We start from the raw sequence: 21,254 nt of genomic DNA, 5'->3' as shown, positions 1-21,254 counted from the left end.
ATGAGGGGTATCTATCCACTCGCGCTACCGTTCGTGGGGATAGAACCCCTCACCCGGCTTCGCTTCGCGAAGCCACCCTCTCCCACAAGGTGCGAGGGTGCAGTGCCGTCGTGGCGCAATCAACGCCTCAATGCCTCAACCTCTTACCCCTTCGTCAGCCGATACTGCCCCAGATCCGGATCATGCGTCATGCGCCAGTAGTCCACGAACCGCCAGGGCATCGCCGAAAACACGCGGCCGCTCGAATTGCGATAATAGGTGCTCATGCCAGGATGGGTCCAGATCATCGCCTCGTGCTCGGCATCGACCTTGCGGACGTAGTCGTCGAGCACGTCGGGACGGACGTCGATGGCGGCGACGTCTTGCTCGATCATGTCGGCGAGGCAGGCGGAGATATAGCGGCTCTGGCATTCTGACTGGAAGATGACGCTGCCGCCATGGGCGGGGCCGGAGTTTGGGCCGAGCATGCAGAAGAAGTTCGGAAAGTCCGGGACGGTGAGGCCGAGGAACGCCGTCGGGTTGTCGTTGGCCCAGGCCTCGCGCAGATCCTTGCCGCCGCGGCCGCTGATGTTGAGGCGCGCCGCCATCTCCGTGACCTTGAAGCCGGTGGCGACCACGACGATGTCGGCGGGGCGGTGCTCGCCGTCTGCGGTGACGATGCCGTCGCGATCGAAATGATCGATCGTGTCGGTGACGAGCTCGACATTGTCCCGCGTGAGCGTCCTGAACCAGTTGTTGTCGAGCAGGATGCGCTTGCCATAGGGCGGATAGGTCGGCACGCATTTGGCGATCAGGTCGGGCCGATCCTTCAGCTCGGTGAGGATGAAATCGGTCAGCTCCTGGCGATGCCGGTCGTTGCCCTTGTTGACGGCGCGCTCCGGATGCGGCCAGGCCGGGTCCTTGCGCAGGAACGGCAACAGGCCGTCGCCATAGCGCCAGAACATGTTGAAGCGGTACCACTGCACATAGAACGGCAGATGCGCGAGCAGCCAGCGCGCGCCGTCGCTGATCGGATCGGAATAGCCCTTAACGGGCCGCGCCCATTGCGCGCTACGCTGATAGACTGTGACGGAGGCGACGCGGCCGGCGATTGACGGCACCAGCTGCATCGATGTCGCGCCGGTGCCGATCACGGCAACATGCTTGCCGTCGAGGTCGATATCGCCTGACCACAGCGCCGAATGCAGGATCGTTCCCTTGAAACTGTCTTCGCCCTTGAAATGCGCGCGCGAGGGATCGTTGAGCTGGCCGATAGCCGAGACCAGCGCGGTGGATTCAAAAATCTCTTCGCCGCTCTTCGTCTTCAGCGTTGAGATCCAGCGTCGCTTGCCTTCGTCCCAGCGCGACGCTGTCAGCTCGGTATTGACCCGCAGATGCTCGCGGATGCCGTATTCCTCGGCGACCTTCAGCAGATAGGCAAGCAGCTCCTCGCGCTGGCAGAAATAGCGCGTCCATGCATTGCCCGAGCCGAACGAGTAGGAATAGGAATGGTTCGGCGTATCGACGCCGCAGCCGGGATAGCGGTTGATCCACCAGGTGCCGCCGAGCTCGTCGTTCTTCTCGACGATGGTGTAGGGGATGCCGAGATGGCCGAGTGCCACGCCGAGCGCGATGGCGCAGACGCCGGCGCCGACGATCAGGACGTGCTGGCCGGCAAGCTTCTCGTCGGAAGGGCGCTGCGTCCACTGCGGCTCGCGCGCCACAAACCCCATCTCCTCGCGCATCAGGGGCGCATACTCCGGCGCGACGTTCTCGCCGAGGCAGGCGCGCATCATCTTCAAGAGCAGCGCTTCGCCGGGGTCGGTGATGACAAGTTTTGGCGTGCCGTCGGCAAACAGCCTGACCACCGCGGCGCGGATCTCGTCCTGGACCTCCCGGGGCACGCCGGCTTCCGGATCGGGAATGAGGCGGATGTCGCGCTTGGGCAAATACGGCGGCTCGAGCCAGCGCTCATCGCCGGTCATGTGCACCAGCACCATCAGCAGGCAGCGGATATCGCCTTCGGCGATCGCGGAGACGAGATCGAGCGGCTTTTGTGGAGATGCGATGTTCATGGCGTGTCCTGATCTCCGGATGCACTGAAGAGGCCGCGCGTCATCAGCTTGCGATAGGCGGAGATGACGTGGTCGGGCACGGCGGTGACGCCGCCTGCCGAATAGGAGTAACGGCGGCTGAGATAGCCGCGCGCGCCCATCAGCATGTGGACGATCGCCTCGAATTCCTCGTCGCTGTAATTCTCGATCGCACCTGCCGCTCGTGCGCGGCGCAAGATGCGGACATAGGCGACCGAGATGTTGTCGAGATGTTTCTGGTAGCCGATGGGCGCGAAGAATTCGGCCTCGTTGAGGATGCGCAGGAACTCCGGCACCTCGCGGATAAAGTCGAAGAAGGCGGAGAAGCGGGCGATCTCCTGCCGCGCGGCATCGGCGGTGCCGGTGCGGGCGCGAATGAATTCCACCATGTCGAGGCCGATCTTCGGCAGGAGCTGGTCGAGCAGCTCCTGCCGGTTCTCGAAATGATTGTAGAAGGTGCCTTGCGCGACGCCGGCTTCTTCCGTGATGCGGGCGACGGAGGCTTCGGCATAGCCATGCTTGCCGACGACCTTGGTCGCGGCGTCAAAGATCTTCTGCTTGGTCCAGGCGTTGCGCTCGACGCGGTTGAGCTTTGTGACCTTGGCATTCGCTTGCGTCATTCAGAGGTCTCCAGCTCGGCGCGCAGCACGCGCTTGAGGATCTTTCCGCTCGGATTACGCGGCAGGCTGTTGCGGATGACGAGCTGCTTCGGCACCTTGAAGCTCGCCAGGCGCGCGCGGCAGTGCTCGGCGAGGGCAGGGAGTTCAAGGCTCGCGCCTTCGGCCAGCACGACGATCGCGACCGGCCGCTCGCCCCAGCGCGCATCGCGCAGCCCGATCACCGCGACTTCGCGCACCTCGGGCAAATCGTAGATCACGCGCTCGACCTCGGAGGAAGCGATGTTCTCGCCGCCCGAGATGATCATGTCCTTCTTGCGGTCGGTCAGGTACAGGAAGCCTTCTTCGTCGAGATAGCCGACATCGCCGCTGCGGAACCAGTCGCCGAAGAAGGCCGCCGCCGTCTTCTCCGGATCCTTCCAATAGCCGCGCGTGATTTTCGGTCCGCGCAGGCAGATCTCGCCATTGACGTTCGGCGGCAGCGTCTTGCCGTCCTCGTCACGGATCTCGATCTCGACGTGGGCGATGGCGCGCCCGGTTGAACCGATCTTCTCGATCTCGCGGCCGGCTTCCATGAAGGTGTCGCCGCCGACGGTCTCGGTGAGGCCATAGGCATCGATGTAGCGCGCATTGCGGAAGAACTCGGAGAAGGCGCGGATGCGGAGCTCCGGCGTCTTCTCGCCGCCGCCGATCACCCATCTCAGGCTGGAGACGTCGTGGCGATCGCGGGTGGGGCAGGTGAGCATCGCGGTGGTCATCACGGGCGCGAACCATGCCGCGTTGAGCTTGTCCTCCGCGATTGCCGCAAGCGCGGTCTCCGGCTCGAAATTGCGTTCGACGCGGATGAAGCCGCCATGCCAGAGCACGGCGATGCCGGGCAGGTCGAGCGCGCCGACGTGATAGAGCGGGCCGACAACGAGCAGTCGCGTCTCGGCACCGATGCCGAGCGCGATCGTCTGGTCGGCGGACTTCCAGTAAAAATTATCGTAAGTGAGCATCACGCCTTTGGGGCGGTCGGTCGTACCCGAGGTGTACATCAACCGCATCAGGTCGGACGGTGCGCGGACGTGCATCGGCGCGGGCACGGCCTCGCCCGCGAGGTGCGTGATGCTTTGCTGCGCAACTTCGTTCAGCACGACAACCTTCGCGCCCGCTGCATTCGCGGCGAGTTCCTCATCGACGATCAACAACCGCGCGCCGGCATTGCCCGCGATGTAGCCGACCTCGTCGCGCGACAGTCGAAAATTGATCGGCAAGAACACCGCGCCGAGATGACTGGTGGCGAAGACGAGCTCCAGGAACGCCGCGCTGTTCTTCATCAGCACGGCCACGACGTCGCCCGCGCCGATGCCCTGCGCGGCGAGCCAGCCGGCCGCTTGCCGGATGCGCGCATCGAAATCGGCGTAGGAGATCTCCTCGCCGCGATATTTCAGCGCGGGCCGGTCCGGCGTGCGCCGGGCATGAAAGGTGATGAAGCTCGAAAGATTGATCATTTTGCGGGTTTTGGGCCGATTACCGGCCTCGTTTCCTCCTTTGATGAATTATGACTCGTAATTCATCTTTGGCTTGACGTCACCCCCCTGCCTCTGAAATTGTTGGGAACACGGAGACGAGACGATCTCCGGCAAGGGACCAGGAAACGCCGACCCGAAAGAGGGAGGGGAAAATGACGAGAACCCGCATGCCGGGCATCAGCCGCCGTTCAACGCTGGCGCTGATGGGCGCCGGTGCGATGAGTGTTGCCGCACCGTGGGTGGCGCGCGCGCAAGCCAAGACCATCAAGATCGGCATGCCGACGATTCTGTCGGGCCGCGTCGCGCAGCTCGGCACGTCGTCGCGCAATGCGGTGATGCTCGAGGTCGACAAGGTCAACGCCGCCGGCGGACTTGCCGGCCGCCAGATCGAGATGGTGATCCGTGACTCCAAGGGCCAGCCGCAGGAAGCCGCGCGCGTCGCGCGCGAGCTCGTCAACACCGATGGTTGCGAGTGGTTGATCGACGGCGAGGCGTCGTCCGGATCGTTTGCGGTTCACGAAGTCGCGCGCGATCTCGGTGTGCTCTGCGTCCACACCTGTTCGGAGGCGTCCTCGCTCACGGCCGATCCGAAGCAGCACATCCCGAACGCGTTCCGTTGCGTCCGCCAGGGCATCCACGATTCCATCGTCGGCGGCAGCTATGCCGCCTCGATCGCGAAAGCCAAGGGCCTGAAGAAATGGGCGACCTGCTCGCCGGATTATGCCTATGGCCGCGACACGACCGGCGAGTTCACGCTGTACCTGAAGCGTTTTGCGCCCGACGTCGAAATCATCAGCGAGTCCTGGCCTAAGCTGTTCCAGCCCGACTACACCGAAGTGGTAACCAAGATCCTCCAGGCCAAGCCGCATGCGCTGTATTCCTGCCTCTGGGGCGGCGATCTCACCTCCTATATCGACCAGGCCAACATCTACGCGATGTTCGGCCAGATGGAGGTCTTCGCGGTCAACATGGCCGACTACACCGCGCTTACCGTGGTGAAGAACCTGCCGAAAGGCATCCACTCCGGCAACCGCTACATCAAGACCTTCCCGACCACGCCGGAGAATGCGGCCTGGGGCGATGCCTACAAGGCGAAGTACAACGAATATCCGACCAACTGGTCGTGGCAGAACGCGACGGCCGTGATGTTCCTCGCTGAGGCCGCGAAGAAAGCCAACTCCACCGACGGCAAGAAGATCGCGGAGGTGCTGAAGGGCCTCACCATCAAGTGCCCGTTCGGCGCCGACGGCACCGTGACGATGCGCGGCGACGACCACACGCTGGTCGGCTACGCCATCGGCTGGGGCACCACGATCCCGCAGGAGCCCTACGTGCCCGAGGTCAAGGCCGGCGACTGGAAGACCATCTTCGAGCTCGAGGCCGAGTGGAAGAAGAGCAAGGGCTACACCTGATGTGACGCGCGGCGGGGACGGGCGACCGTCTCCGCCGTTTTGATTTGGCTCTCCGCGCCAATGTCGGCGCGTCGCAATGAAAGTGCTCCCGTGGATCTCGACGCGCTCGCCGGCTGCCTCTCCAGTTCCGCCTGCCTGGTGACGCAAACCACCAGCGGCCTCATCATCGGCATGCTCCTGTTCCTGGTTGCAGTCGGGCTGACGCTGATCTTCGGCGTGCTCAAGGTCGTCAATTTCAGCCACGGCGCCTTCTACATGTTCGGCGCCTATTTCGCGATGACGGCCTATCAGCTCACCGGGAGCTTCGCGCTGGCGATGTTCGCGGGCGCGGCCGGGACCGCGATTCTTGGTCTGATCTTCGAGCGCGTCTTCATGAGCCGCGTCTATGGCGCCGACGTGCTGATGCAGCTGCTCGTCTGCTACGCCTTCGTGCTCATCTTCGACGATGTCGTGCGCATCATCTGGGGGCCGGAATTCAAGTCGATGGGCATGCCCGCGGCGTTCCAGGTGATGCCGCTGTTCATCGCCGGCGGCGTGGTGCCGCCTTACTACCTGCTGCTGATCGGCGTCGCGCTCGTTGTGGCGATCGTGCTCGGCATCGGATTGTCGCGCAGCCGGATCGGCAAGGTGATCCGGGCGGCGGCACATAATCCCGGCATGGTCTCGGCGCTCGGCATCAACACCGGTCTGATCTATGGGGGCGTGTTCGCGCTCGGCGGCATGCTGGCGGGCCTTGCCGGCGCGCTCGCGGCGCCCGTTCGTTCGCTCACCCCCGGCATGGGATTTTCGGTGCTGATCGAATCCTTCATCGTCACCGTGATCGGCGGCATGGGCTCGATCCTAGGCGCTCTGATCGGCGCGCTGTTGCTCGGGCTTATCAGGTCCTTCGGCTCGCTCGGCTTTCCCCTATTCACGGAAGGCCTGATGTACCTGTTCATGGTGATCGTGCTGGTCTCCAAGCCCACCGGCCTGTTCGGCAAGGAGGCGGCATGACCGAGCTCGAGGCCGGACGTGCCGAAACGCTGGCGCCGGTGCGCAGCGGTGCGGCACTGCAACGCTATCGCGACGTCCTGATCGCGCTCGTCGCCTTTGCCGTGCTGGCGAGCCTGCCGCTGTTCACGGGCAGCAAGGCGCTGCTCGATTTCGTCATCCGCTGCTCCGCCTATGGCCTGTTCGCGACCTCGCTGAACCTGCTGGTCGGCTACACCGGCCTGACTTCGTTCGGCCACGGCATGTTCTTCGGCCTTGGCGCCTACAGTTTTGGCCTGATCATGCAGAAGCTGGGCGTGCCGATTCCCGTGGCCTTCGTCGCGACGCTGGCGATCACGGCGGTAATCGCCGCCGTCATCGGCGCGATCTGCGTGCGGCTGAAGGATATCTATTTCGCCTTCGTCACGCTCGCGTTTCAGATGCTGATCCACTCGACCATCCTGTCCTGGGCCTCCTTCACCGGCGGCGACCAGGGCCTGCGTGGCGGCATTCCGCGCCCCACATTCCTCGGCATCAATCTTGCGAATCACATTCATCTCTATGTCGCGAGCTGCGCGCTTCTCATCCTCGGCCTGCTCGCGATGCGCCAGATCGCGCAATCGCCGTTCGGTTACACGTTGCGCATGATCCGCGACAATGCCGCGCGCGCAAGCTTCCTCGGCATCGACGTCTGGCGGGCCAAGCTGACTGTCTTCGTGCTGGCGGCATTGTTTGCGTCGATGGGGGGCATGGTGATGGCGCTGTTCGTCTCCGGTGCCTATCCGGAATTCGCCTATTGGACGATCTCGGGCGAGGGCATCTTTATCAACATGCTCGGCGGCGTCTCGACCTTCCTGGGGCCGATGGTCGGCACCGTGCTGCTGCTTCTGCTCAACGACACCGTCACGCGCTTCACCGAGTACCACGGCATCGTGCTCGGCGTGGTCATCCTGTTCTTCGCGCTGGGCCTGCGCAAAGGCCTGCTGGATTTCGTCGCCGACTGGTTCGCGCACCGGCGTGATGCGGGCGAGGGGCGCTAGCGATGCTCGAGATCCGCAACCTCGCAAAATCCTTCGGCGGCGTGAAGGCGACCAACGACGTCACGCTGGACTTCCCCGACGGTTCGCTCACGGCGGTGATCGGACCGAACGGCGCAGGCAAGAGCACGTTCTTCAACCTGATCACCGGCGCCTTGAGGCCGGATTCCGGCCAGGTGCTGCTCGACGGCGTCGATCTCGCCGGCCGCTCGCCGCCGGAGATCGTGCGTCACGGCATCGGCCGCGCCTTCCAGGTCGCGAGCATCTTCAAATCGCTGACGGTGCAGGAGACCATGCTTGCCGCAGTCAGCGCCGACCAGCGCTCGTCCGCGGTGCTGCACAAGCGCTTTCCTTTGCCCGAGACGCGCGACCGCGCCGAGCATGTGATGGAGCTGCTGGGCTTGGCGAGCAAGCGCAACCGTACCGCCGCGACGCTGTCGCATGGCGACCAGAAGCTGCTCGACATTGCGCTCGCTCTGGTGCTCGAGCCAAAGGTTCTGCTGCTGGACGAGCCAACTGCCGGCATGGGCCCGGAAGAGCGCTGGCGCATGATCGACAAGGTGCGCGAGCTCTGGGAGACGCAGAAAATCACCGTCGTCTTCATCGAGCACGACATGGACATCGTGTTCAAGATCGCCCCAAAGATCGTCGTGCTCTGCTACGGCCGCATCCTGGCAACCGGAACGCCTGACGAAATCCGAAGCAACAGCGCCGTGATCGAGGCCTATCTCGGCACCGAACATGCGGGGGCCACCGCATGAGCGCGACCATTATCGAAGTCGCCGATCTCGACGTCTACTACGGCACGAGCCAGATCCTGTTCGGCGTCGGCCTCTCGGTGCGGCAGGGCGAGACCATGGCGCTGCTCGGGCGCAACGGCGCGGGTAAATCGACGACCATGAAAGCGATCATGGGGCTGGCGCCGCCGCGGCGGGGCAGGATCAGCCTGCGCGGCGCGGTGATCTCGGGCCAGAAGCCGCACCATATCGCGCGCGCCGGTCTCGGCTTCGTGCCGGAGGATCGCCAGATCTTTCCGGAGCACACGGTCGAGGACAATCTCGTCATCGGTCGCAAGAAGGGGCCGGAAGGCCAGGACGAGTGGCCGATCAAGCGCATCTACGACGTCTTCCCGCTGCTGGAGCCGCTGCGCCATCGCATTGCTGGACGTCTCTCGGGCGGGGAGCAGCAGATGCTCGCCATCGCGCGCACGCTGATGGGCAACCCGGCGCTGTTGCTGCTCGATGAGCCGAGCGAGGGCCTCGCGCCGATCATCGTGCAGCGGATCGGCGAGCTGTTGCGGCAGCTCCGCCAGCTCGGATCGACCGTCCTGATCGCCGAGCAGAACATGCATTTCTGCCTGGGGCTGGCGAGCCACGCCACTGTCATCGACAAGGGCCAGATCGTCTATGCTGCCGGGATCGACGAGCTGAAGGCCAACGACGCGATCCGTCGCCGTTATCTGGCGCTGTAACCGGGTTCCGGACCGCCAAACCGGCCCAAAGAAGAAAACTGTTGTCTCGGGTTCGTCAGACGGAAGGAGTTTCCCCGTCGACGGCCAAAAACGCCAATCGCTTCCATTGCCGTTTGGGGCCGAAACGACGACATTCCATTCAGAATTTGATGGATTGACGGTCATGGAACGCACCGGATTTGAGCCCTTCGGCGAGCAGCTGGTGTCCGCAACGGACACGCAGCCGCGATCGCGCGCGTCAAAGCTCCTGCTGCGGGCCGGCACCACGGTGTTCTGGTCGCTGGTCGCGGGCATCGTGCTCGCGCGTGCGGCCTTCTTCGAGCCGGGCGTCTATGACAGCTTCAGCCGCGTCGCCTCGCTCGCCAAAAGCCTGATCTTCTGAGCCGATTATTCCGGGCTGAGCATAGAACTTCGCTCGGCCCTGATATGCCGAAAACTTATTCCCCAATCGGACGGCACTGCGTATAAATATTTCTCCTCTGGGAGAGATTTGTGTCGCAGAATCAAGCATCCAACCCGGCCGACGCCAAGCCAACCACTGTCGTGAGCCGTATCGCGGCGCTGATTCCGGGAATCCTCCTGTGCATCGCCGTGGCCGGTATCTCGGCTTTGCTCGAACGGGCCGAGCTGGGTGTCTTCGAGCACCCCTATGTCGAAGCGCTGGTGATGGCGATCCTGCTCGGGATGGCGCTGCGCAGCTTCTGGAAACCGGCGCCGCGCTGGCAGGCCGGTATCGCCTTCAGCGCCAAACAGCTGCTCGAAGTTGCGGTCATGCTGCTGGGGGCCTCGATCAGCTTCGCCGCCATCGCGGCTTCCGGCGTGGCGCTGCTGGCATCGATCGCCGCGGTCGTTGTGATCGCGCTCTGCGTCTCCTTCGGCCTCAGTCGCATGCTGGGGCTGTCGACGCGGCTCTCGATCCTGATCGCCTGCGGCAATTCCATCTGCGGCAATTCCGCGATCGCCGCCGTGGCGCCGATCATCGGCGCCAACAACGACGAGATCGCGTCCTCGATTTCCTTTACGGCGATCCTTGGCGTGATGATGGTGCTGGGTCTGCCGCTGCTGATTCCGCTGCTGCAATTGTCGGCCACGCAATATGGCATCCTCGCAGGCCTGACCGTCTATGCGGTGCCGCAGGTGCTTGCGGCAACGGTCCCGGCCGGGCTCGTCTCGACGCAGATCGGCACGCTCGTGAAGCTGATGCGCGTGTTGATGCTCGGGCCCGTCGTCGTCGGTCTCTCCCTGGTCGCCTCGCGCTGGCAGACCGGCGCCAAGAAATCCAATGTCGGCTTCTTCCGCCTGGTCCCCTGGTTCATCCTCGGCTTCCTTGCGCTGGCGACCCTGCGCTCGCTGGAGATCGTGCCGGGCACAGTGGTCGGGCCGGTGACGAAGATCACGAGCTTCCTGACCGTGGTCTCGATGGCGGCGCTCGGCCTCGGCGTCGACGTGAAGGTGCTGGCGAATGTCGGGGGCCGGGTGACGGCCGCCGTGACACTGTCGCTGATGCTGCTGCTCGGCATCAGCATCGCGCTGGTGCACTGGTTCAAGTAAGGGGGGCGCAGCGGCTGCGAACTCCTCTTCCTTCTCCCCTTGTGGGAGAAGGTGGCGCGAAGCGCCGGATGAGGGGTTCTATCCGCGAGTCCGAACTGAGAGGGGAGTTTGCCGAAGCAGACCCCTCATCCGCCTTGCCTTCGGCAAGACACCTTCTCCCACAAGGGGAGAAGGGAAGTAAGAGCGCAATCGTCGAGATGGGGCGCTAGATCACATCCGCCAGCGAATGCCCATGCAGCTCGATGTTCAGCCCCTGCATGCCCATGTCGCTGATCTCGCCGCCCATCGCCTTCAGGCTCTCCTCACGGATCAGCGACATCAGCCCGCGGCGGAGCGCCAAAAACTCCGACGACATCATCATCGACTGCTGCCGCGGCCGCTCCAGGGGGATCGGGATTTCCGCCTTGATCGAGCCGGGGCGGGCGGTCATGCAATAGACGCGGTCGGAGAGGAAGATGGCCTCATCGATGTCGTGGGTGACGAACAGCACCGAGATCTTCAGCCGTTGCCACATGTTGGTGAGGATCTGCTGCATGATCACGCGCGTCTGCGCGTCTAGTGCGCCGAACGGCTCGTCGAGCAGCAGCACCTTCGGGCCCGTGGCGAGCGCGCGGACGATGCCGACGCGCTGCTTCATGCCGCCGGAGAGTTTTTCCGGATAATGTTTTTCGAACGCCTCGAGCCCCGCGAGCCCGAGCAGCGTGCGCGCCGCGCGCTCGCGCTGGGAGCGCGGCATGCCGCGCATCTTCAGGCCGAACTCGACGTTTTCCCGCACCGTCTTCCACGGAAACAGCGAATATTGCTGAAACACCATGCCGCGCTCGGCGCTGGGGCCGTTGACCCGCTCGCCGTCGACCGTGACTACACCGGTGGTCGGCTTGAGAAAGCCGGCGACCGCATTGAGCAGCGTCGACTTTCCACAGCCGGAGGGCCCGACGATCGAGACGAACTCGCCGGGCCTCACATGAATCTGCGTGTCGGTGACGGCCTGCACAGGTCCCTCGATGCTCTCATAGCTGAGGGAGAAATTCCTGACCTCGATATGGCCCTGCGGTGCTTTGGTTAGGATTTCGTTCATTTTAGCCTCCACGGCATCACCAACTGCCCGGCGCCCCTGATAAGCAGGCTCGATCCAAGGCCAAGCACGCCGATCGCGATCATGCCGAGCGCGATGTCGGCATATTGGACAAGGGAATAGGCCTCCCAGGTGAAGTAGCCGATGCCGTATTGACCCGAGATCATCTCGGCGGCGATCAGCGACACCCAGGCCACGCCCATACCGACGGTGAGGCCGGTGAAGATGTGCGGCATCGAAGCCGGAAAATACACCTCGCGGAAGATCGACCGTTCTCGCGCGCCGAGACATTGCGCGGCGCGCACCAGCACGGGATCGACCAGCGACATGCCATGCAGCGTGTTGACCAGGATCGGGAAGAACGCACCGAGGAAGGTGATGAAGACGATGCTCTGCTCGTTGGTCGGCCAAAGCATGATCGCCATCGGCACCCAGGCGATTGCCGGGATCGGCCGCAGCACCTCGGCCACCGGGAAGATGATTTCGTGCACCAGCTTGAAGCGGCCCATGATCAGGCCGAGCGGCACGCCGACCACCGCCGCGAGCGAGAAGCCGAACAAGATGCGCCGGCAGCTCAAGAGGATGTGCAGCAGGAATTTGGGATCGTGGATCGCCTTGGTGAAGCTGGCATAGACCGCGAGCGGCGAGGGCACGTTGGTGAAGCGCACGAAGAACACAACACGATAGGTCGTGAGCAGGTGCCACACCAGCAGGAAGGCGAGCAGCGATATGATGCCGATCGCCGTCGCGCGTAGTCCCGCTCGATTGAGCCGGTACCAGCGCAGCGCAAGCGTGCCGAAGGAAGGCGGTGTCGCGGGCGGGAAGGGGGCGGGCACGGGGCCCGCCTCGGCGATTGCGGTTGCTGCCGGCATGCTGTCCTCGGGATGTCTGGCGAGGGCGGGACTGCTCACGTCTTGCCTCCGCCGACCGCAGCCTTCACCGCGTCGTCGAAGCCGAGCACCTTGCCATTGATCTTGGCGGCATAGGCTTCGGCGTCCTTCTTCAGCAGGAACGGCGCGACCTCGCCGTTGCCGACCGCGAAGAAGGCCTGGTCGGCGAACAGCTTGATGCCGCGCGTGGTGTCGAAGACGTAGGCGACGTTGATCTTCTTGCCCTTGGCCTTGTAGTCGGCATAGGCCCCTAACGTGCACGCTGCGGACGCAAACGGCAGGATGCCGGCTTCGTCGACCCAGACCTCGCCGGCCTTGCGCGGGTCGGTGATCGGCTTCTTGCAGAAGGAATCTTCGCCCGCGATCTCGTAATTCCTGGTGCTCGCAAGCTGGGTGTCATAGTCGAGCTTCATCTCGGCATAGGCCTTGCGGATATAGGAATCGTCGACCCACTTCTTCGGATCGAACTCCTTCATGCGGCCGAGATTCTGCAAAACCTTGACGTCAATCGCGGCCGCGTCGATCAGCGCCGGCTTCACCGTGGGATCGGTGGTCATGTTGCCGCTGGGACCGAGGAAGATATAGACGACTTCCTTGTTGATGCCGGTCCACTCCTGGATCTTTTCGGCCGCGAGCTTCGGATCGTCGCGCAGCCACTGGTTGGCGGCGATCAGCGCCTTGAAGTAGGCAACGACGACCTCGGGGTATTTCTCGGCGAAATCGGTGCGGACCACGATGCCGTGGAAGGTCGGCAGGTTGGTCTCAACGCCGTCAAAGATTTTTCGCGCAAAGCCGCGGAACGGCAACAGCTCGGCGAAGGGGACGAAGTCGGCATGCGCGTCGATCTTCTTCTCCTGGAGATTGGTCGAGCCGACCTCCGGGCTCTGGCTGACGAGCTGGAAGAAATCGGAGGCGTAACCGCGGTCCTGCATCGCCTTCAGCACCATGCCGTGCGCGGCCGAGCCGAACGGCACGCTGACGAGCTTGCCCTTGAGATCGGCGAGATCGTAATAGGGCGAGTCCTTGTGGACGACGAGCCCGTTGCCGGAGCCGGACAGGCTGTAGGCGGCCACGCCGATCAGGCGGCTCTTGCTCTCCGGATTGCTCTCGAAGGTGAAGCCGTTCACGATCAGCGGATAGTCGCCCATCATGCCGATCTGGAGCTTGTTCGCCATCATCGCGTTGGTGACGGGCGGGCCTGAGGTGAAATTCTGCCACTCCAGCTCGAACTTGATGTTGGCGTATTTGCCGTCCTTCGGCAGATATTTCTCGAGGAGATGCAACTGCCGGATGACGACGCCGGCGGTCACCGTGTTGGTCGTGGTGTCCTGCGTTCCAATGCCGAGAGTGACGGTTTCCGCCAAGGCCGGCTGCGCAAGGAGTAGCGCCAGCGAGGTCACCGACATCGCGATCGAGAGCGTGGGAAGATGGCGGACCATTCTCATCCTCATTCGGTTGGATGTGCTGTGGTTGCCATGATTGGGTGAGGCCGCGGGCAGGGCAAATCCGGAGTGACCGTCGCAGTCGATTAGTTGCCGGGAAAAGCTGATTGCATACTCCTTGAGCAGTCCTGCACTATAAAGCCGCTTGCCTGTGCATCGACCCTAGTCGCCGCTCTGGCCGCGCATCTCCTCGAGAGCGTCGGCCCGGCACACCACGATCTGCGAGCGCTTGGTGACGACGATTCCCTTCTCCTGCATCCGTTTCAGGCTGATCGTGACCCATTGCCTGGTAGCACCGACCATGTGGGCGATGTCGGCATGGGTGAAGGCCGCCGCGATCACCCGGCCGTCGGCATCCTCGACGCCGTAGAGCTCGACCAGATGCAGCAGAAGATGCGCGAGGCGCTGGGTGATCGAGCGCGTTCCCAGCATCTGCGCCAGTGCCGAATAGCATTTGCCCTTGAAGGTGAGGCCTTCAATGAGGCCGATGGCGAGGTTCGGGATCTCCACGGCAAGGGACCGCAGCTCCTTTCCGGGCAGGTGCACGACGCTGCAATTGCTGGATGCGACGCCGGACCATTGATGCACGGTGCCCTCGAACACTTCGGGCCCCCCGACGAAATTGCCGACATGCCAATAGGCCAGCGTGATCTCGCGTCCGAGCGGCGAAGTGTAGAACACGCGGATGCGGCCGCTCTCGATCAGCCAGATGCCGTCATGCTTGCCGCCCTGGCTGAACAGCGTCTGGCCGCGGTTGAGCACCTTTCGCCGGCCCTGCTTCAGCACCAGCTCCCGCTCGCGTGGCGTGAGCTTGTCCATCAGCGGTGGCGGTCCGCCGATCCATTGCTGGTTCTCGGTCAGCAGCAGCGAGGAGCCGCCGGCAGGCCGAACCGTTGCGGGAACCGCCCCGCGAACCACATTGGTCGCCTGCAACATAAGCCGCCTCCGGAACGTTCAAATCGTTCTAAAGAGGAGCAATGTCCGTGCCAGCTTTACTCCGCTGTCGTCGCCCGGCTTGACCGGGCGACCCAGTATTCCAGAGGCAGCAATGGGTTACGGATAGGCCGCGGCGTACTGGATTCCCCGCTTTCGCGGGGAATGACAACGGAGCAAGGGGAACGGTCGAGGCCCTACCGCCCCGCCAAGCTCAGCAGATACGGCTTCGGGTAAATCCCCCTGTTATGCCCATCCGAAAACGAGATGTTCAGCCCGTAGCCGAGATCGCCGATCTCGGTGATGGCGATGCCGGCAAAGCGTTCGGGGAAGCGATCGTCGAAGCGGGCGCGAGTGCAGTGAGCGCATTTGCAGGAGAGACGGAGCTGCTCGGCGGTGATTCCGACCACGTCGTCCTGCGTGGTGCGCACGACGAGCGTCGCGAGATCGGCGCTCGCTTCGTAGTCGGCCACCGTCGGTGCCACCAAGGTCATGGTCATGACGAACCTCCAGCTTCTTTCTATGTCGACGCGGGCGAGCGTGAATAGCAACTAATTGCCGGCGCGGATGCGTGGCAGGGGCCGTCGTCTGCCTCCTCTTCAGTCATCACCTGCGAAATGTGAAACTAATCGACCGGGAATTTCACTTCCGAATTGCCGGACTCTGCTCTCTCCGAAACCTTGTGCGCCAACGACGGCTGAGGAGAGAGCATGAGCGCATTTCAGAAGGAAACGGTTTTGTCGGTCCGGCACTGGACCGATAGCCTGTTCAGCTTCACGGCGACGCGCGATCCGGGCTTCCGTTTCCTGAACGGCCAGTTCGCGATGATCGGGCTGGAAGTCGAGGGCAAGCCGTTGATGCGCGCCTACAGCATGGCGAGCGCCAATCACGAGGAGGCGCTCGAATTCTTCTCGATCAAGGTGCAGGACGGTCCGCTGACCTCGCGTCTCCAGAAGATCCGGGAGGGCGACATCATCCTGGTCGGCCGCAAGGCGACGGGCACGCTGATCACCGGCAACCTCATCCCGGGAAAGCGCCTGCTGCTGCTCTCGACCGGCACGGGCCTCGCGCCCTTCGCCAGCCTGATCAAGGACCCCGACGTCTACGAAAATTACGAGACCATCGTGCTCGCCCATGGCTGCCGCCAGGTTTCGGAACTCGCTTATGGCGAGCACCTCGTCAACGGCCTGCGCAATCACGAGTTCTTCGGGCCCCTGATCCGCGACAAGCTCGTCTACTACCCGACCGTGACCCGCGAACCGTTCAAAAACCGCGGCCGCATCACCGACCTGATCGCCTCCAATCAGCTGTTCGACGACATCGGCCAGTCCGGTCTCGATATCGAGACCGACCGCATCATGCTGTGCGGCAGCCCGGCGATGCTCGAGGAACTCCCCGCGATGTTTGCCGCGCGCGGCTTTGTCGAGGGTAACCACAGCCAGCCCGGCCATTTCGTCATCGAAAAGGCTTTTGTCGAGCGCTGAGGCGCAAATCGCGGCCCGGCGACAACTAATTGCTATCGCCGGAACGTCCCCTGAACAAATCTGATGCAAAGGCGCCGGACCTGCCGGCGAACCAGGAGCAAGCGATGGCACTAGATGAGATCGTCGACGGACTTTCGGAGGTTTCCTGCGATGTGCTGGTGATCGGCGGCGGCACGGCCGGCCCGATGGCGGCGCTGAAGGCGAAGCTGAAGAACCCGAAGGCCAATGTCGTCCTGCTCGAAAAGGCCAACGTCAAGCGCTCCGGCGCGATCTCGATGGGCATGGACGGGCTCAACAACGCCGTCATCCCCGGCTACGCGACGCCGGAGCAGTACACCAAGGAAATCACCATCGCCAACGACGGCATCGTCGACCAGAAGGCGGTCTATAAATATGCGCAAAACTGCTACAAGATCATCGAAGAGCTCGACAGTTTCGGCATCCGCTTCCTCAAGAACGAGAACGGCGACTACGCGGTCAAGAAGGTGCACCACATCGGCACCTATGTCCTGCCGATGCCGAACGGCGAGACCGTGAAGAAGGCGCTCTACCGCCAGCTCCGCCGCGCCCGCATCCTGATCTCCAACCGCTACATGGCGACGCGGCTGCTGAAATCCGCCGACGGCCGCATCGCCGGCGCGATAAGCGTCAACACCCGCACCGCCGAAATCCTGGTGATCAAGGCCAAGGCCGTGATCCTCTGTATGGGCGCCGCCGGCCGCCTCGGTCTGCCGACCTCCGGCTACATGTTCGGCACCTACGAGAACGCCGCCAATTCCGGCGACGGCTATGCCATGGCCTATCACGCCGGTGCAGCGCTGGCGAACCTCGAATGTTACCAGATCAATCCGCTGATCAAGGATTATAACGGCCCGGCCTGTGCTTATGTCGCCGGTCCGTTTGGTGCCTTCACCGCCAACAACGAGGGATCGCGCTTCATTGAATGCGACTACTGGTCCGGCCAGATGATGCTGGAGTTCTACAACGAGCTGCTGTCAGGCAAGGGCCCGGTGTTCCTCCAGCTCAAGCATCTCCATCCCGACACCATCTCGGAGATCGAATCCACGCTGCACAAGGTCGAGCGTCCCACGCGCGGCCTGTTCCAGCAGGGGCGCGGGGTCGATTACCGCAGCGAGTCGATCGAGATGCACATCTCCGAGATCGGCTTCTGCTCCGGCCACAGCGCCTCCGGCGTGTTCGTGGACGACAACGCCCGCACGACGGTGCCCGGCCTTTACGCCGCCGGCGACATGGCGAGCGTCCCGCACAATTACATGCTCGGCGCCTTCACCAACGGTTCGGTTGCCGGCATCGATGCCATGGAGTTCGCCGACAACCACGACTTCGCGGAATTCGACGCGGCCGATGTCGCCAGGGAGCGCGACCGCGTGCTGGCGCCAACGAGGCGCGAGGACGGCATTCCGCCGAACCAGGTCGAGTACAAGACCCGCCGCCTCGTCAATGACTATCTCCAGCCGCCGAAGGTCACCTGCAAATACGAGCTCGGCATGCGCCGCCTCGCCGAGACGCGGGAGGACATGCAGGAACGCATGATCGCGCGCAATGCGCACGAGCTGCTTCGTGCGCTCGAAGTGCAGTCGATCATGGACTGCGCCGACATGGCGGTGCATGCCTCGCTCTACCGCGAGGAAAGCCGCTGGGGCCTCTATCACTGGCGCACGGATTTCCCGGAGAAGGACAACGAGAACTGGTTCTGCCACACGCTGCTCTCGAAGCAAAACGGCAAGATGACCAGCGAGAAGCGCGCCGTGGAGCCCTATGTCGTCCCGATCGCCGACGACGAGAAGGACCTCTACGACAAGCAGCGCATCCGCGCCTCCGCCTGATCCACCGCAACATCGCAACAGGAGACATAAAATGCCTCTCGCGTCCTATCAGACATCGGTTCCGGTGGTCGTCGACGACGCCAAATGCATCGCCGACAAGGGCTGCACCGTCTGCGTCGACGTCTGTCCGCTCGACGTGCTTCGCATCAGCGACATGACCGGCAAGGCCTACATGGCCTACGACGAGTGCTGGTACTGCATGCCCTGCGAGGCCGACTGCCCGACCGGCGCCGTCACCGTCAATATTCCCTATCTGTTGAGGTGATCATGTCGAGCCCGTTCGAATCCTACGACGATCTCGAAGACGCCGACGAGCGGCTTCAGGCCGCCGATCCGGCCGAACGCCGCGTCGCCATCATCGCGCTCGGCCATTCCGGCGATCCCGCCGCCGTCGCGCTTCTCGCCAACATGGTCGCCGATCCCGATGCCGGCGTGCGCCAGCAGGTGGCGATGGCGCTTGGCGAGTTCGACGGGCCGGAGGCTGCGAATGGGCTGGTCAAGCTGCTGGTCGATCCCGAAAGAATCGTGGCGGCTGCCGCGGCCGACAGCATGGCCGAATTCAAGGATCCCGCCTGCGCTGAAGTCATTCTTCCGCTGGTCAAGCACGCCCACGCCTTCGTCCGCATGGGCGCGCTGCGCGCGCTGAAGGAGCTGCGCTGCAAGGACACGCTGAAGCCGGCGCTGGAAGCGCTCCTGGATCAAGATGCGGCCGTTCGCGTGCAGGCGATCGGCGTGATCGGCTTCCTCAAGCTGGAGGAATCCATCCCCGCGCTGACCGCGCTGATCAACGATCCTGACGCCCATGTCCGCCGCGCCGCAGTGAGCGCGCTGGCCTTCTCGCAGCTGAAGCCCGCGGCCGAGACGATCACACGCGGGCTGAAGGATTCGGACTGGATGGTGCGCGAGATGGCCGCGGAAACGCTGGGCCTCAACGTCAACGGTTCGCTCGCGGCCGATCAGCTTGTCGGCGCGCTCGCCGACGAGTTCTGGCAGGTGCGGCTGAAGGCGATCCGCAGCCTCGGCAAGATGAAGATCGAGCGCGCGGTACGCCCGATCGGCAATTGCATCAAACACGACCAGGCCAATTTGCGGAAGGAGGCGGCCGCCGCGCTCGGCGAGATCGCCCATCCCGACGGCGAGGCGTTTCTGGCCGTCATCGCCGACGATGCCGACCCTGACGTCCGCAAGAACGCGCGCTGGGCGCTCCAGCAGATCGCGGCGCGCAAAGCGCGAGCAGGCGCATAAAGGCCCGGGCAGGGGCATAGCGGCTCTTCGCTGCCGGTCTGGACTTCCCCTGCCAGACGTTTATTGGTCTTCGCCAATGGGATCGGCTGCTATTTCAGCGTGGCCGATCCGAGAAAGAGCGAGGACGCGGCCATGACGACACTGTCTGTAAAAGATCTTCTCCCCGAGGATGGAACGAAGGGGACGCTGGTCGGCCGCGTCTGGCTGCCGCAGGCGAACGGCCCGGCCGTTGTCGCCGTCCGTGGAGACGGCGTCTTCGACGTCACCGCCAAGTTTCCGACCGTCAGCGCGCTCTGCGAGGAAGACAATCCGGCCAAGGCGCTCGCCGCGGTCAAGGGCGAGCGCATCGGCGATCTCGAAGCGATCGTGGCCAACACGGCGCCAGATGGGCGCGATTCGAAAAAGCCGTGGCTGCTTGCGCCCCTCGATCTCCAGACCCTGAAGGCCGCCGGCGTCACCTTCGCCATCTCGATGCTGGAGCGCGTCATCGAAGAGCGCGCCAAGGGCAATCCGGCCTCGGCCGAAGCGATCCGGAAAGAAGTGACGCGGCTGATCGGCGACGATTTGTCGAAGCTCAAGCCGGGCTCCGACCAGGCGATGCATTTGAAGCAGGTGCTGATCGATCAGAACGCCTGGAGCCAATATCTCGAAGTCGGTATCGGTCCGGATGCCGAGGTCTTCACCAAGGCGCCGACGCTGTCGTCAGTCGGCACCGGCATGGATGCCGGCCTGCATCCGAAGTCGACCTGGAACAATCCTGAGCCCGAGCTCGTGCTGTTCGTCTCGAGCCGCGGCAAGATCGTCGGCGGCGCGCTCGGCAACGACGTCAATCTGCGCGACTTCGAGGGGCGTTCAGCGCTGCTGTTGTCGAAGGCCAAGGACAACAACGCCTCCTGCGCGATCGGGCCGCTGCTGCGCCTGTTCGACGACACCTTCACACTCGACGACGCCCGCAAGCTCGACATCAGCCTGAACGTGAAGGGCGCGGACGGTTTCGTTCTCGACGGCCATTCCTCGATCAGCATGATCAGTCGCGATCCCACGGACCTCGTCGAGCAGACGATCGGCAAGGTGCATCAATATCCCGATGGCTTCGTGCTGTTCCTCGGCACGATGTTCGCACCCGTCAAGGATCGCGATGCGCCGGGGCAGGGGTTCACCCACAAGCGCGACGACATCGTCACGATCGCAGCACCCCAGCTCGGCAAGCTCATCAACCGCATGCGCACCAGCGACGAGTGCGAGCCCTGGACGTTTGGAATCGGCGCGCTGATGAAGAACCTCGCGCAACGGAAGCTGATTTAGCTCCGCTACCCTTCGCCTCTCCCCGCACCCGGGGAGAGCCGGATTGCATCGAAGATGCAATCCGGGTGACGCGGACTCTCCGCGAGTCGATTTGGTCGACCTACGCCGAACTCTATCCACACCGTCATTGCGAGCGCAGCGAAGCAATCCAGAGTCCCTGCGTGGACAGTTTCTGGATTGCTTCGCTGCGCTCGCAATGACGCGGAGGAGAGATTGCGGGCCGCACATATTCCTTCATCTCCCCGTTGCATCCACGGAACAAAATCGCGCTGGGCGTGTCATTGAACCGTCCATCCCGCCAAATCGAAGTTTCGCGCGAATAGTCAAATAATATGACTAGTCGGAACTCATCTTCCGTGAAATAGTCCCTCCCGCCGCCTCAAAGGCCGG

20 protein-coding genes are annotated in these 21,254 nt (G+C 63.6%); 12 read left to right on the top strand and 8 right to left on the bottom strand.

Annotation, left to right across the window (positions count from 1 at the left end; translation table 11 throughout):
- Window positions 1-143: 143 nt before the first annotated feature.
- Genes ACVJ5M_RS34010 through ACVJ5M_RS34000 form a run of 3 tightly spaced genes read right to left on the bottom strand, consistent with a single transcriptional unit; the run spans window position 144 to window position 4,182 of the window.
- Window positions 144-2,054 (bottom strand): flavin-containing monooxygenase, encoded by a 1,911-nt coding sequence (locus ACVJ5M_RS34010; RefSeq protein WP_231144478.1) that lies wholly within the window; start codon window positions 2,052-2,054, stop codon window positions 144-146.
- Window positions 2,051-2,692 carry a TetR/AcrR family transcriptional regulator gene (locus ACVJ5M_RS34005; protein WP_063984499.1) on the bottom strand — a complete coding sequence of 214 codons (642 nt, stop codon included), beginning with the start codon at window positions 2,690-2,692 and terminating at the stop codon, window positions 2,051-2,053. The genes ACVJ5M_RS34010 and ACVJ5M_RS34005 overlap by 4 nt, the downstream gene beginning before the upstream one ends.
- On the bottom strand, window positions 2,689-4,182 hold the full coding sequence (locus tag ACVJ5M_RS34000; protein WP_063984498.1) for an AMP-binding protein: 1,494 nt from the start codon (window positions 4,180-4,182) through the stop codon (window positions 2,689-2,691). Before ACVJ5M_RS34000 ends, ACVJ5M_RS34005 begins: the two co-directional genes overlap by 4 nt.
- Window positions 4,183-4,355: 173 nt before the next feature.
- Between ACVJ5M_RS34000 and ACVJ5M_RS33995 the strand changes: the two genes are divergently transcribed.
- From ACVJ5M_RS33995 to ACVJ5M_RS33965, 7 genes are all read left to right on the top strand, one after another.
- The gene (locus ACVJ5M_RS33995; protein WP_063984497.1) at window positions 4,356-5,615 is read left to right on the top strand and encodes an ABC transporter substrate-binding protein; all 1,260 of its coding nucleotides are present in this window, start codon (window positions 4,356-4,358) and stop codon (window positions 5,613-5,615) included.
- 90 nt (window positions 5,616-5,705) lie between these two features.
- A complete protein-coding gene (locus tag ACVJ5M_RS33990; RefSeq protein ID WP_063984496.1) occupies window positions 5,706-6,608 on the top strand; it encodes a branched-chain amino acid ABC transporter permease in 903 nt (300 codons plus the stop codon).
- Complete coding sequence (locus tag ACVJ5M_RS33985) at window positions 6,605-7,624, top strand: branched-chain amino acid ABC transporter permease (protein ID WP_063984495.1); 1,020 nt, start codon at window positions 6,605-6,607, stop codon at window positions 7,622-7,624. Before ACVJ5M_RS33990 ends, ACVJ5M_RS33985 begins: the two co-directional genes overlap by 4 nt.
- A 2-nt stretch (window positions 7,625-7,626) precedes the next feature.
- A complete protein-coding gene (locus ACVJ5M_RS33980) occupies window positions 7,627-8,382 on the top strand; it encodes an ABC transporter ATP-binding protein (RefSeq protein ID WP_063984494.1) in 756 nt (251 codons plus the stop codon).
- Window positions 8,379-9,092, top strand: coding sequence for an ABC transporter ATP-binding protein (locus ACVJ5M_RS33975; protein WP_063984493.1), 714 nt, complete (start codon window positions 8,379-8,381; stop codon window positions 9,090-9,092). Before ACVJ5M_RS33980 ends, ACVJ5M_RS33975 begins: the two co-directional genes overlap by 4 nt.
- A gap of 163 nt (window positions 9,093-9,255) precedes the next feature.
- Complete coding sequence (locus tag ACVJ5M_RS33970; RefSeq protein ID WP_063984492.1) at window positions 9,256-9,474, top strand: hypothetical protein; 219 nt, start codon at window positions 9,256-9,258, stop codon at window positions 9,472-9,474.
- Window positions 9,475-9,584: 110 nt separating this feature from the next.
- On the top strand, window positions 9,585-10,643 hold the full coding sequence (locus ACVJ5M_RS33965; protein WP_038941923.1) for a YeiH family protein: 1,059 nt from the start codon (window positions 9,585-9,587) through the stop codon (window positions 10,641-10,643).
- Between the two features lie 205 nt (window positions 10,644-10,848).
- Here ACVJ5M_RS33965 and ACVJ5M_RS33960 read toward each other — a convergent pair whose 3' ends face one another.
- From ACVJ5M_RS33960 to ACVJ5M_RS33940, 5 genes are all read right to left on the bottom strand, one after another.
- The gene (locus tag ACVJ5M_RS33960) at window positions 10,849-11,721 is read right to left on the bottom strand and encodes an ABC transporter ATP-binding protein (protein ID WP_063984491.1); all 873 of its coding nucleotides are present in this window, start codon (window positions 11,719-11,721) and stop codon (window positions 10,849-10,851) included.
- A complete protein-coding gene (locus ACVJ5M_RS33955) occupies window positions 11,718-12,629 on the bottom strand; it encodes an ABC transporter permease (protein ID WP_187387763.1) in 912 nt (303 codons plus the stop codon). Before ACVJ5M_RS33955 ends, ACVJ5M_RS33960 begins: the two co-directional genes overlap by 4 nt.
- Complete coding sequence (locus ACVJ5M_RS33950; RefSeq protein WP_354099341.1) at window positions 12,626-14,047, bottom strand: ABC transporter substrate-binding protein; 1,422 nt, start codon at window positions 14,045-14,047, stop codon at window positions 12,626-12,628. The genes ACVJ5M_RS33955 and ACVJ5M_RS33950 overlap by 4 nt, the downstream gene beginning before the upstream one ends.
- A 165-nt stretch (window positions 14,048-14,212) precedes the next feature.
- Window positions 14,213-14,986 carry a Crp/Fnr family transcriptional regulator gene (locus tag ACVJ5M_RS33945; protein WP_063984489.1) on the bottom strand — a complete coding sequence of 258 codons (774 nt, stop codon included), beginning with the start codon at window positions 14,984-14,986 and terminating at the stop codon, window positions 14,213-14,215.
- Between the two features lie 194 nt (window positions 14,987-15,180).
- Window positions 15,181-15,477, bottom strand: coding sequence for a gamma-butyrobetaine hydroxylase-like domain-containing protein (locus tag ACVJ5M_RS33940; protein ID WP_063986540.1), 297 nt, complete (start codon window positions 15,475-15,477; stop codon window positions 15,181-15,183).
- 216 nt (window positions 15,478-15,693) lie between these two features.
- Here ACVJ5M_RS33940 and ACVJ5M_RS33935 point away from each other — a divergent pair, with 216 nt between their 5' ends.
- The 5 genes from ACVJ5M_RS33935 (at window position 15,694) to ACVJ5M_RS33915 (ending at window position 20,864) form a co-directional block, all read left to right on the top strand.
- Window positions 15,694-16,467: a ferredoxin--NADP reductase gene (locus ACVJ5M_RS33935; RefSeq protein ID WP_063984488.1), complete on the top strand. Its 774-nt coding sequence runs from the start codon at window positions 15,694-15,696 to the stop codon at window positions 16,465-16,467.
- Between the two features lie 104 nt (window positions 16,468-16,571).
- Window positions 16,572-18,314: a fumarate reductase/succinate dehydrogenase flavoprotein subunit gene (locus tag ACVJ5M_RS33930; protein WP_063986539.1), complete on the top strand. Its 1,743-nt coding sequence runs from the start codon at window positions 16,572-16,574 to the stop codon at window positions 18,312-18,314.
- 31 nt (window positions 18,315-18,345) lie between these two features.
- Window positions 18,346-18,579, top strand: coding sequence for a 4Fe-4S dicluster domain-containing protein (locus ACVJ5M_RS33925; protein ID WP_008141081.1), 234 nt, complete (start codon window positions 18,346-18,348; stop codon window positions 18,577-18,579).
- 2 nt (window positions 18,580-18,581) lie between these two features.
- Entirely contained in the window at window positions 18,582-19,559 is a 978-nt protein-coding gene (locus ACVJ5M_RS33920; protein WP_063984487.1) for a HEAT repeat domain-containing protein, read from the top strand.
- 132 nt (window positions 19,560-19,691) lie between these two features.
- Window positions 19,692-20,864 carry a fumarylacetoacetate hydrolase family protein gene (locus ACVJ5M_RS33915; RefSeq protein ID WP_063986538.1) on the top strand — a complete coding sequence of 391 codons (1,173 nt, stop codon included), beginning with the start codon at window positions 19,692-19,694 and terminating at the stop codon, window positions 20,862-20,864.
- Window positions 20,865-21,254 lie beyond the last annotated feature (390 nt).

It is taken from the genome of Bradyrhizobium sp. S3.7.6, assembly GCF_054061875.1.
The sequence above is the reverse complement of the archived record's forward strand: the minus strand, read 5'-3'. Positions and strand labels throughout refer to the sequence as shown.